This is a genomic window from Streptomyces sp. NPDC104202, from assembly GCF_055584185.1.
On the sequence record NZ_JBVJMN010000016.1, the window covers coordinates 1 to 11274 of the forward strand.

At 72.0% G+C, this 11274-nt stretch carries 12 protein-coding genes; 3 read left to right on the top strand and 9 right to left on the bottom strand.

What is annotated here, in order from left to right:
- A partial coding sequence (locus ACZ60W_RS13380) for a MerR family transcriptional regulator (RefSeq protein WP_469755456.1) occupies positions 1–836 on the bottom strand: 836 nt, incomplete at its 3' end.
- A 126-nt stretch (positions 837–962) separates the two neighbouring features.
- On the opposite strand from ACZ60W_RS13380, the gene ACZ60W_RS13385 reads away from it, so the two are divergent.
- Positions 963–2249 carry an ion channel protein gene (locus tag ACZ60W_RS13385; protein ID WP_469755457.1) on the top strand — a complete coding sequence of 429 codons (1287 nt, stop codon included), beginning with the start codon at positions 963–965 and terminating at the stop codon, positions 2247–2249.
- Positions 2250–2334: 85 nt separating this feature from the next.
- Complete coding sequence (locus tag ACZ60W_RS13390; protein WP_469755458.1) at positions 2335–3747, top strand: glutamate decarboxylase; 1413 nt, start codon at positions 2335–2337, stop codon at positions 3745–3747.
- A 179-nt stretch (positions 3748–3926) separates the two neighbouring features.
- On the opposite strand, the gene ACZ60W_RS13395 is transcribed toward ACZ60W_RS13390, so the two are convergent.
- The 6 genes from ACZ60W_RS13395 to ACZ60W_RS13420 form a co-directional block, all read right to left on the bottom strand.
- On the bottom strand, positions 3927–4691 hold the full coding sequence (locus tag ACZ60W_RS13395) for an ABC transporter permease (protein ID WP_469755459.1): 765 nt from the start codon (positions 4689–4691) through the stop codon (positions 3927–3929).
- The gene (locus ACZ60W_RS13400) at positions 4688–5662 is read right to left on the bottom strand and encodes an ATP-binding cassette domain-containing protein (protein WP_469755460.1); all 975 of its coding nucleotides are present in this window, start codon (positions 5660–5662) and stop codon (positions 4688–4690) included. Before ACZ60W_RS13400 ends, ACZ60W_RS13395 begins: the two co-directional genes overlap by 4 nt.
- A 137-nt stretch (positions 5663–5799) precedes the next feature.
- Positions 5800–6414 (bottom strand): PadR family transcriptional regulator, encoded by a 615-nt coding sequence (locus tag ACZ60W_RS13405; RefSeq protein ID WP_469755461.1) that lies wholly within the window; start codon positions 6412–6414, stop codon positions 5800–5802.
- Positions 6415–6551: 137 nt separating this feature from the next.
- The gene (locus tag ACZ60W_RS13410; protein ID WP_469755462.1) at positions 6552–7100 is read right to left on the bottom strand and encodes a DinB family protein; all 549 of its coding nucleotides are present in this window, start codon (positions 7098–7100) and stop codon (positions 6552–6554) included.
- Between the two features lie 140 nt (positions 7101–7240).
- Positions 7241–8698: an aldehyde dehydrogenase family protein gene (locus ACZ60W_RS13415; RefSeq protein WP_469755463.1), complete on the bottom strand. Its 1458-nt coding sequence runs from the start codon at positions 8696–8698 to the stop codon at positions 7241–7243.
- A gap of 62 nt (positions 8699–8760) precedes the next feature.
- Positions 8761–9633 carry a helix-turn-helix domain-containing protein gene (locus ACZ60W_RS13420; RefSeq protein WP_469755464.1) on the bottom strand — a complete coding sequence of 291 codons (873 nt, stop codon included), beginning with the start codon at positions 9631–9633 and terminating at the stop codon, positions 8761–8763.
- 329 nt (positions 9634–9962) lie between these two features.
- Here ACZ60W_RS13420 and ACZ60W_RS13425 point away from each other — a divergent pair, with 329 nt between their 5' ends.
- Positions 9963–10460, top strand: coding sequence for an ATP-binding protein (locus tag ACZ60W_RS13425; protein ID WP_469755465.1), 498 nt, complete (start codon positions 9963–9965; stop codon positions 10458–10460).
- 76 nt (positions 10461–10536) lie between these two features.
- On the opposite strand, the gene ACZ60W_RS13430 is transcribed toward ACZ60W_RS13425, so the two are convergent.
- Both ACZ60W_RS13430 and rpmG read right to left on the bottom strand, forming a co-directional pair.
- Entirely contained in the window at positions 10537–10749 is a 213-nt protein-coding gene (locus tag ACZ60W_RS13430; RefSeq protein ID WP_030219358.1) for a DUF397 domain-containing protein, read from the bottom strand.
- Between the two features lie 352 nt (positions 10750–11101).
- Positions 11102–11266 carry a 50S ribosomal protein L33 gene (gene rpmG / locus ACZ60W_RS13435; protein WP_366308880.1) on the bottom strand — a complete coding sequence of 55 codons (165 nt, stop codon included), beginning with the start codon at positions 11264–11266 and terminating at the stop codon, positions 11102–11104.
- Positions 11267–11274: the final 8 nt, after the last annotated feature.

An 11274-nucleotide genomic window follows, 5' to 3' on the forward strand; every position in this document is an offset into this window, starting at 1 on the left:
CCCCCCCCCCCCCCCCCCCCCCCCCCCCCCCCCCCCCCCCCCCCCCCCCCCCCCCCCCCCCCCCCCCCCCCCCCCCCCCCCCCCCCCCCCGCCGCGTTCGCCCGGACGGCCCCCAGCAGGTGCTCGGGAAGTCCGGGGTGGATCGACGCGTAGAAGGCGTGGAAGTTCTCGTCGGCGACGTACATCTCGGCGAGCCCCACGTGCGTCTCCGGGTGGCACTCGAAGAACCAGGCGGTGAGGTGGCGGCGGTGGGCCTCGGCGAGGTCCATCGCCTCCTCGGAGGCGGGCGCGTGCCCTTCCTCCATCAGGGCGCCGTAGGCCGCGCCCCAGGCGTCCACCTCGTCCTTCATCCGCTGCCAGTCCTCCTTGCCGTACGAGGCGGCGCGGGCCTGCGCCAGGTCGTGCGTGTGGGTGCCGCCCCAGCGGCGGGCGGTCTCCGCCGCGTGGCGCTCGGGGTCCTTGTCCCCGAACACCTCGAACTTCTCCTCGGGGGTGAGGTTGATGCCCATCCTCTTCGCCTCCATGGCGTGCTCGACGGCCGCCGCCATCCTCCGGAGCTCGTCGATCCGCGCGGTCAGCAGGGCGTGCTGGCGCCGCAGGTGCTCCTGCGGATCGGCGTGCGGGTCGTCGAGGAGGACGGCGACCTCTTCGAGGGGGAAGCCGAGTTCCCGGTAGAACAGGATCCGCTGGAGCCGGTCGAGGTCCGCGTCGTCGTAGCGGCGGTGTCCCGCCGTGCTGCGGCCGCTCGGCGAGAGCAGCCCGATCGCGTCGTAGTGGTGCAGGGTGCGCACCGTGACCCCGGCCAGGCCGGCGACCCGTCCGACGGTGTGGTCCATCGGTCTTCCGCCCTTCTCTCTGTGGGTACGCGGTTCACCCTCGGGCCTGACGTGACGTGAGGTGCAAGCCCACCCGATGGACGCCCCCGGGGTGTTGTGCGGCTTTTGCTCACTTATGGTGGGCCGGTGGCCACCGATCACGCGCCGTCCGCGCCGCCTCCCGCCGCCGAGACCCCCCTGCGGATCCTGCTGCCCCAGGTGCTGCCCGCACTCGTGGTCGGGGTGCTGGCCAGTCTGCTGTTCCTGGGGATCAGCGCGCTCGCGGAGCAGCTCGAAGGCGTCCTGTGGGGCAACCTGCCGGACGCCCTCGGCATCGGCGAGTACTCCTCCCTCTGGATCATCACCATGCTCACGGCCACCGGCGTCGCCGTGGGGCTCGTGGTCTGGAAGGTGCCCGGGCACGCCGGACCCGATCCGGCGTCCATGGGCCTCGGCGGCGCGCCGCTGCCCGTCGGGGTGGTGCCCGGACTGCTCCTCGCCAGCGTCCTGGTGCTCGCCGGCGGTGTCAGCCTCGGCCCCGAGAACCCGATCATCGCGAGCAACATCGCCCTCGTCTACTGGCTGGGCCACCGGATCGCCCCCGCGGTGCCGGCCGCCGCCTGGGTCGGCCTCGCCTCCGCGGCCACCGTCGGAGCCCTGTTCGGCACGCCCGTGGCGGCCGCCCTGATCCTCTCCGAGGCCCTGGCGAGCCGGCCGGGCCCCGGTTCCCTCTGGGACCGGCTGTTCGCCCCGCTGCTGGCCGCCGGTGCCGGCTCGATGACCACGCAGCTGCTGGAGGGGCCGACCTTCGACATGGGGCTCCCGCCGCTGACCGACCCCGGGTACGGCGACCTGCTGGCGGCCCTGCTCATCGCCTCCGCCGCGGCCGTCTTCGGCCTCGCCGCCTGCTACCTCTTCCCGCACGCCCACGCCGCCTTCGGGCGCCTGCGCCACCCCATGCTGATGCTGCCGCTCGGCGGCCTCGTCCTGGGCCTGCTGGGGGCCTTCGGCGGGCAGCTGACCCTCTTCAAGGGCCTGACCGAGATCAAGGAACTGAGCGAGTCGATCGGCAACTGGTCCTCCGCGGACCTCGCCAAGATGGCCGTGGTCAAGCTCCTCGCCCTCGTCATCGCCGCGTCCTGCGGCTTCCGGGGCGGCCGGATCTTCCCCGCCGTCTTCATCGGGGCCGCCTTCGGGCTGCTCGCCCAGGCCCTGGTGCCCGAGGTCCACCCGGCGGTCGCCGTCTCCTCCGCCGTCCTCGGCGTCCTCCTCGCCACCACCCGGCAGGGCTGGATCAGCCTCTTCACCGGCGCGATCCTCGCCCCCTCCCCGGCGATGCTCACCCTGCTCTGCCTCGCCTCCCTCCCCGCCTGGCTGATCGTCACCGGCCGCCCCCAGCTCGAACTCGACAAGCGGGGCGCGTCCCTGCGCTGACCCCGCCCGGCGCGTCCCCGCGCCGACCCGTCCCGCCTCCCGCCCCGACCGGGCGGGCCGCCCCACCGGACAGAAGGAGTCCCCCATGCCGCTCCACAAGGGCAGTCACCCCTCCCCGCCCGAACCCCGGCTCGCGCTCAACCCCTTCTTCGGGGAGGCCAACCCGGTGGGCGGCATGACCGAGGCTCCCCCGCACCACCGGCTCCCGGACGGACCGCTGCCGCCGATGAGCGCCTACCAGCTCGTCCACGACGAGCTCATGCTCGACGGCAACTCCCGGCTCAACCTGGCCACCTTCGTCACCACCTGGATGGAGCCCCAGGCCGGGGTGCTCATGGCCGAGTGCCGCGACAAGAACATGATCGACAAGGACGAGTACCCGCGCACCGCCGAACTGGAGCGCCGCTGCGTCGCCATGCTCGCCGACCTGTGGAACGCCCCGGACCCGGCGAGCGCCGTCGGCTGCTCCACCACCGGATCCAGCGAGGCCTGCATGCTCGCGGGCCTCGCCCTCAAGCGCCGCTGGGCGAAGCGGAACGCCGACCGCTACCCGGGCAGCGCCCGCCCCAACCTGGTGATGGGCGTCAACGTCCAGGTCTGCTGGGAGAAGTTCTGCAACTTCTGGGAGGTCGAGGCCCGGCTCGTCCCCATGGAGGGCGACCGCTTCCACCTCGACGCCGAATCCGCCGCGGCGCTCTGCGACGAGAACACCATCGGCGTCGTCGCCGTCCTCGGCTCCACCTTCGACGGCTCCTACGAGCCGGTCGCCGAGATCTGCGCCGCCCTGGACGCCCTCCAGGAACGCACCGGACTCGACGTCCCCGTCCACGTCGACGGCGCCTCCGGCGCGATGGTCGCCCCCTTCCTCGACGAGGACCTCGTCTGGGACTTCCGGCTCCCGCGCGTCTCCTCGATCAACACCTCCGGCCACAAGTACGGCCTGGTCTACCCGGGCGTCGGCTGGGCGCTGTGGCGCTCGCCCGAGGAACTCCCCGAGGAGCTGGTCTTCCGCGTCAACTACCTGGGCGGCGACATGCCCACCTTCGCCCTCAACTTCTCCCGCCCCGGCGCCCAGGTGGTCGCGCAGTACTACACCTTCCTCAGGCTCGGCCGGGAGGGCTACCGCGCGGTGCAGCAGACCGCCCGGGACGTGGCCCGGGGGCTCGCCGAACGGATCGAGGCGATGGGCGACTTCCGGCTGCTCACCCACGGCGACGAGCTGCCCGTCTTCGCCTTCACCACCGCCCCCGACGTCACCGCCTTCAACGTCTTCGACGTGTCGCGGCGGATGCGCGAGCAGGGCTGGCTGGTCCCGGCCTACACCTTCCCCGCCCACCGGGAGGACCTCTCCGTCCTGCGCGTGGTCTGCCGCAACGGCTTCTCCGCCGACCTCGCCGACCTCTTCGCCCGCGACCTGCACCAGCTCCTTCCCGAACTCCGCCGGCAGTCCGGCCCGTTCACCGACGACACGACGGCGGCGACCTCCTTCCACCACTGAGCCGCCCCGGGGCCGGCCCTCAGCCGCCCCCGTCCCCGCCGGCGAGCCGGAACTCCGTCCACCGCACCCCGTCCGCCGTCAGCGCGTACGGACAGCCGGGCCCCTCGCGCAGGAGCCCGAGCGGGGTGCGGCGGACGGGGTGCGCGGCTCGCCGCCTCCGGGTTCCCGCCTCCGCGCGTCTACTTCCCGAGCCGCCCGAACCGCCGCACCGCCAGCGGGAGGAAGACGAGCAGGAGCACCAGCGGCCAGACGACCGCGGACGTGACGTGCCCCGGCTCGCCGCCCGGGTTGCCGAAGAGCTCCCGGGTCGCCGTCGCCGTCGCCGACATCGGGTTCCACTCCACGAACGTGCCGAGCCACCCCGGCATCGACTCCGGCGAGGCGAAGGCGTTGGAGAGGAAGCCGAGCGGCCAGACCAGGATCTGCACGGCCTGCACGAGCTCGGCCCGCCCCGCGACGAGGGCGAGGAAGATCCCGACCCAGAGCATCGCGAACCGCAGCAGGAGCAGCAGCCCCAGGGCCCCCAGCGTGCTCGCGAGCCCCTGGTGTGCCCGCCAGCCGATGGCGTACCCGACGCCGACCATCACGAGGAGCCCCACCGCGGACTGGAGCATGTCGGCGGCCGCCCGGCCGACGAGCACCGCGCCGTCGGCCATCGGCATCGAACGGAAGCGGTCGACCACGCCCTTCTCCAGGTCGCGCGTCACCGCCGTCATGGTGCCTTCGAGGCCGAACACCATGGTCAGGGTGAGCATCCCGGGCACCAGGAAGTCGACGTAGTCGCCCTGGACGGCCCGTCCGCCGCCGACCAGGTAGCCGAACATGAGGAGCATCATCACCGGGAAGACGAGCCCGACGAGCACCTGCACCGGCTGCCGGGCCCAGTGGGCCAGCTCCCTGCGGGTCATCGTCCAGCAGTCGCTCACCACGTACGCGGCGCTCATGCCGCCACCTCCGTTCCCCGGGACGGCTCGCGGTCCGGTCCCCCGTCGGTCAGATGCAGGAAGACCTCGTCCAGCGTCGGCCGCCGCAGGGCGATGTCCTCCGCCTCGATCCCGGCCGCCTCCAGGGCCCGCACGGTCTCGGCGAGCGAGGCCATCCGGTCCTCCACCGGTGCGCTGAGCAGCCGCCGGTCCCGGTCCACGGCCACCTCGCCGCGCGCCACGGGCAGCAGCCGTGCGGCCTCGTCGAGCCGCGCCGCGTCCCGCACGACCACGTCGACGCGGTCGGCGCCGACCCGGGCCTTGAGCGCGTCGGGCGTGCCGTCGGCCACCACCCGTCCGCGGTCCACCACCGAGATCCGGTCGGCGAGCCGGTCGGCCTCCTCCAGGTACTGGGTGGTCAGCAGGACCGTGGTGCCGCCGCCGACGAGGGAGCGCACCGACTCCCAGACCTCGGCGCGGCCGCGCGGGTCGAGCCCGGTCGTCGGCTCGTCGAGGAAGAGCACCTCCGGCTCGGTGATCAGCGAGGCGGCCAGGTCGAGCCGCCTCCGCATGCCGCCGCTGTACTGCCTGACGGGCTTGCGCCCGGTGTCGGCGAGGCCGAAGCGCTCCAGGAGCTCGTCGGCGCGGGTCCCCGCGCGCCGGGCGCCGAGGTGGTGGAGCCGGCCGAACATCTCCAGGTTCTGCCGTCCGCCCAGCTCCTCGTCGAGGGCCGCGTGCTGGCCGAGGAGCCCGATCCGCCGCCGCACCTCCCCGGCCCCGGTCCGCACGTCGTGTCCCGCCACCCGCACCAGGCCCGCGTCGTGGCGCAGCAGGGTGGCCAGGATCCGTACCGTCGTGGTCTTGCCCGCGCCGTTGGGCCCGAGCAGCCCGTGGACGGTGCCGCGCCCGACGGTCAGGTCGAGGCCGGCCAGGGCTTCCTTGTCGCCGTACCGCTTGCGCGCGCCCTCCACGAGGATCGCGTCCGCCGCCATGTCGATTCCTCCCGATATTCCCGTAGTCAAATTTGATCAGCCACCGCCGACGGAGCAAGGTATGCCCTCGGCGTCAGCTAGTCAAACTTGACGAGTGCAGTTCGTCGGACGAGCCGGGAAGACCTCCGACGGCCCCCTCAGGTCGCGAAGGGGTTCTCCTCGCCGTCCGCGAGCACGCCCGTGAAGGGCTCCCCCTCGCCGGCGAACACGTACGCCCCGCCCTCGATCCGCTCGATCAGACCGAGCGTCCACTCCTTGCCCGCGTCGGCCGAGTGGACCCACATGTGCATGATCTCGCCGATGTGCCCCAGCTGCCCGGGGCCGCCCTCCGGCGTGTAGTACTCCGTGACCGCGGACCGCCACTGGTCGAGCGCCCGCACCCGGCGGCGCAGCAGCTCCGCGGCCTCCGCGCGGGGCAGGTCGACGATGAAGCCGATGCCGGCCGACAGCACGTCCATCTTCTGGTCGTAGGTGGTCAGCGCCTCGCGCAGGAGCGCGAAGTACTCCTCCGTGCCCCGCTCCGTCAGCTCGTACTCCACGCGCGGCGGGCCCCCGACCTCGCTCTGCGCCACCTCGTGCGCGTGCAGGAGTCCCTGCTTCGCCATCTGCTTCAGCGCGTGGTAGATCGAGCCGGGCTTGGCATGGGACCACTCGTGCGCGCCCCAGTACTCCAGGTCGTTGCGCACCTGGTAGCCGTGGGCGCGGCCGTGCTGCTTCACCGCACCCAGGACGAGCAGCCGGATCGCCGACATCGCCGTACCTCCTAGTCAATTTTGACCAGGGTACGCGCGCGGGACCGGCCCCGGCCTGAGCGCGGGGGCCGGGGCTCTCCGCGCGGGGGCCGCTCGGCCCCGGCCCGTCCTCCACGGCCTCGCCGCCGCCCGGCGCCCTACTCCTGCCCGCCGCCCCGCTCCTCCGCGATCAGCTCGAAGGACGTCCGGCCGTCCAGGGACTCGCGGATGATGTCCGCGTGCCCGGCGTGGCGACCCGTCTCCTGCACGAGGTGGAGCAGCATCCAGCGGATCGACACCCGCCCGTCCTCGGGGAACCAGGGCGCCTTCGGCAGCGGGAAGGTGTCGTCCAGGCTCGGCACGGAGCGGACGAAGTCCTCGGTCTCCTTCGCCACGCCCGCCCAGAACGCGACGATCTCGGGGATCGTCTCGTCGCCGACGAGCAGGAAGCCCTCGCCCCAGGTGTCCTGGGTGCGCTGCCGCTCGTTCGGGCGCTGCTGGGCGAGGCGCAGCCAGTTGAGCTCCACCTCGGCGACGTGCTTGAGCAGCCCGGAGAGGCTGAGCTCGCTGGCGCTGGGGCGGCCGGCCGCCTGCTCCTCGGTGAGGCCGAGGAGGGAGCGGCGGAGTGCGGCGCGCTGCTCCTCGATGAAGTTGAGGAACGCGCCGCGCTCGTCGCCCAGGGCCTCCGAGGGAACGAGAGCCACCATGATGTCCGCCTTCCGTATGACTACGCCGATGGGTGCCGGCCGGGGCCTCGCCCCTTCCGACACCCCTCAACCTACGGACCGATGCGGACAGCTGCTGTCCTCGTTCCGAGCGGACCGGGAAAGAACTTCCCGCCCTCCGGTCAGAAGGGGAAGCGGCTGCGGCCGTGCTGGATCGAGATCCACTTCTGCGTGGTGAAGGCGTCCACCATCGCGTCGCCGTTGAGGCGACCGATGCCGGAGTGCTTCTCGCCGCCGAAGGGGACGATCGGCTCGTCGTGCACGGTGCCGTCGTTGATGTGGATCATGCCGGTGTGGATGCGCTTGGCGACGCTCACACCCCGCTCGACGTCGCCGGTGTGGACCGCCCCGCTGAGCCCGTAGGGGGTGTCGTTGGCGATCCGCACGGCCTCCTCCTCGCCGTCGAAGGGGACGAGGAGGGCCACCGGGCCGAAGATCTCCTGGCCGAGGACCGGGGCGTCGGGGGCGAGGCCGGTGAGGACGGACGGCGAGACGAGATTGCCGTCGACGGTGCCGTGCAGGAGCGCCGTGGCCCCGGCCGCCACCGTCTGGTCGACGAGCGAGGAGACGGACTCCGCCTGCTGGGAGTTGATGAGCGGGCCGATGTGGGTGGCCGGGTCGGCGGGGTCGCCGACCCGCAGGGTCTTCACCTTCGCCACGAACTTCTCGGTGAACTCCTCCTCCACCGAGCGGTCCACGAGGATGCGGTTGGCGGCCATGCAGACCTGGCCCTGGTGCACGAAGCGGCTGAAGACGGCCGCGTCGACCGCGTAGTCGACGTCGGCGTCGTCGAGGACGATCAGGGCGCTGTTGCCGCCGAGTTCGAGGACGGCGTGCTTGAAGTTCTGCGCGCAGACCGTGGCCACGTGCCGGCCGACCTTGTCGGAGCCGGTGAAGGAGATGACCTTCGGGACCGGGTGGGTCAGCAGGGCGTCGCCGATCTCGGCGATGTCGGTGACGACGACGTTCAGCAGGCCCGCCGGGAGGCCGGCCTCCTCCAGGACCTTGGCGACGAGGGTGCCGCCGCAGATCGGGGTGTTCTGGTGGGGCTTGAGGACGACCGCGTTGCCGAGCGCGAGCGCGGGAGCGACCGACTTGATCGAGAGGAGGAAGGGGAAGTTGAAGGGCGAGATGACGCCGACGACGCCGACCGGGACGCGGTAGACGCGGTTCTCCTTGCCGTCGACCGGCGACGGCAGGATGCGGCCCTCGGGGCGCAGGGCCAGCTGGACCGCCTCGCGCAGGAACTCCTTGGCGAGGTGGAGCTCGAAGGCCGCCTTGAGACGGGTGCCGCCGAGTTCGGCGACGATCGTCTCGGCGATCTCCTCCTCGCGGTCCTCCACGATCCGCAGGGCGCGCTCGAAGACGAGCCGGCGGGTGTAGGGGTTGGTCTCGGCCCACGCGGCCTGGGCGCGCTCGGCGGCCCGGTAGGCGAGGTCGACCTCGCCGGCGGTGGCGACCGTGATCGACGCGAGCTTCTCCCCGGTGTACGGGTTGAAGTCGATGATGTCCCACGAGCCGCTGCCCGGCTTCCACTCGCCGTCGATGTACTGGTGGGCCAGGTCGGTGAAGTGCGACATGGTGGAGACCCCTCTACCCGCTACCTGCAGTGCGACTGATGTGGCGTCATCGTACTGATGTATCAGGAGAGTTGAAGAAGGCCCCGGAGAAGGTCCCGGCTTTCGGCCGGATCCGGACCGTCCTTCTGCAGGCGCTCCATCACCCGCTGGTACTGGGCGACCTCCTCGCGCTTGTCGAGGTAGAGGGCGCTGGTGAGCTGCTCCAGGTAGACGATGTCGGAGAGGTCGGACTCGGGGAAGCTCAGCATGGTGAAGGCGCCGCTCTCGCCCGCGTGGCCGCCGAAGCTGAAGGGCATGACCTGGAGCGTGACGCCGGGGTGCTCGGAGATCTCGATGAGGTGCCTCAACTGCCCCTGCATGACGGCCCGGTCGCCGTACGGGCGGCGCAGGGCGGCCTCGTCGAGGACGGCGTGGAACTGCGGGGCGCGTTCGGAGACGAGCACCTTCTGGCGCTCCAGGCGAAGGGCGACGCGGCGGTCGATCTCGGCGCGGGGGGCGTCGGGCATGCCGCGGGTGACGACGGCGTGGGCGTACGCCTCGGTCTGCAACAGGCCGTGGACGAACTGGACTTCGTAGACGCGGATGAGCGAGGCGGCACCTTCGAGGCCGATGTACGTCTGGAACCAGCCCGGCAGGACGTCGCCGAAGCTGTGCCACCAGCCGGCCACGTTGGCCTCGCGGGCGAGACCGAGGAGGGAGCCGCGCTCGGCCTCGTCCCCGACCCCGTACAGCGTGAGGAGGTCCTCGACGTCCCTGGCCTTGAAGCTCACCCGCCCCAACTCCATACGGCTGATCTTGGATTCGGACGCCCTGATCGAGTAGCCGGCCGCCTCGCGGGTGATCCCGCGCGACTCGCGCAACCGCCTCAGCTGGGAGCCCAGCAGGATGCGCCGCACCACGCTCCCGGTAGCTCCGCTCGATTCGCCTGCGGTCACGGCTCCCAGCCTCCCCTTTACGGTGTCGAGCCCCCGTCGAGCCCCGGATTCTGCCATCAAACGCTTCAGCGCGTACACATTCGATTACGGAATGGCGGCGAGATCCGAGCGGTCGGGCGCACACATCACGCACATCGTGGAAAGTTCCCCTTCACGAGTGGACGACTTATGCACAGATTCGGCACGGGGACGGACAGGTCCGGCGCGTGCACGTGCATCTGCCCTTGCATCCAGTGGGCGCATTCGGAACCATGGACCCCGCGCAGCCGCGTACTCGTTCGTGTTGTCGTGTTGTCGCACCACAGTCGCGATTCCCGGGAGTGCCTCGCATGGGGACGAATGGATCGACCGTGCTCGAGCCTTTACGGCAGGGCCTACCGCCGCTCGATCCCGGCGCCGTCTCCACCTCCGCCTCCTGCGCCCTGCCCGCCCGGTACGAAGCCGTGCGCGGGGCCCGGAAGTTCACCAGTGCGACGCTCGACCGCTGGGAGCTGACCGAACGCTTCGACGATGTCGCCCTGGTCGTCTCCGAGCTCGTCACCAACGCGCTGCGCCACGCGGTGCCGGGTGACGCACCCCAGGAGGAAGGCCAGAACCCGCCGGTCCGACTGCACCTCATGCGCTGGGCCTCGCGCCTGGTGTGCGCCGTGCGCGACCCCAGCGGGGAGAGCCCGGAGGCGCGCCGCGGCGAGGAGGACTTCGCCGCGGAGTCCGGGCGCGGGCTGTTCCTGGTGGACTCGTTCAGCGACAGCTGGGGCTGGCACCCGCTCGCCGGCACGCTCCAGGGAAAGGTCGTGTGGGCGCTGTTCCGGATCGGTCCGGAGTAGCGGCGCCGCACGGCACGAGAACGACAGGGGAAAGGGCCCCGGCGGACGCCGCCGGGGCCCTTTCCCCTGTCCTCGGTCAGACCAGGTGGTCGAACTCCCCGTCCTTGACGCCCAGCAGGAGTGCCTCTATCTCCGCGGGCGTGTAGACGAGCGCGGGGCCGTCGGGGTGGCGCGAGTTGCGGACGGCAACGTTTCCCCCGGGCAGTTTGGCGAACTCCACGCACGATCCCTGGGAGTTGCTGTGCCTGCTCTTCTGCCACACGACACCGCGCAGCTCCGTGGCCGCCATGCCGTTGTACGCAGGATGCGCATGGTGCACTGGTAGCTCCCCGAGTTGCTTGGTGCAGGTGTCAACTTCCTCGGATCATAGCTGTGTTCACATGCACCTGCATGAGCAGATGCACGTGCACGCGGGGTGGCGTAGTGGCTACGCGACAGAGCGTGCTACCGCCGGGTACGACGCAACAGGCTCTGCATGAACGTTTCTGACGACGCGTGGTCCGCGGCGTCCGCCCCCGCCGATCCTACGGCTCCCGATCTCGGACCCTGCCGAGAGGGCCGGGACCGGCGGGGGCGACGGCGGCGGTCAGCGGGCCGCGCCGGACCACCGCGGGGGGTGGATTCCGGGCTTCACGGGGCGATCAGCGCTCCTCTCGGAAGTCGACGTGACGGCCGGCGGCCGGGTCGAACTTGCGCAGGACCAGGCGGTCGGGGTCGTTGCGGCGGTTCTTGCGGGTGACGTAGGTGAATCCGGTGCCCGCGGTCGACCGGAGCCTTACCACGGGGCGGAGCTCGTTGCGTGCCATGGCGCCAG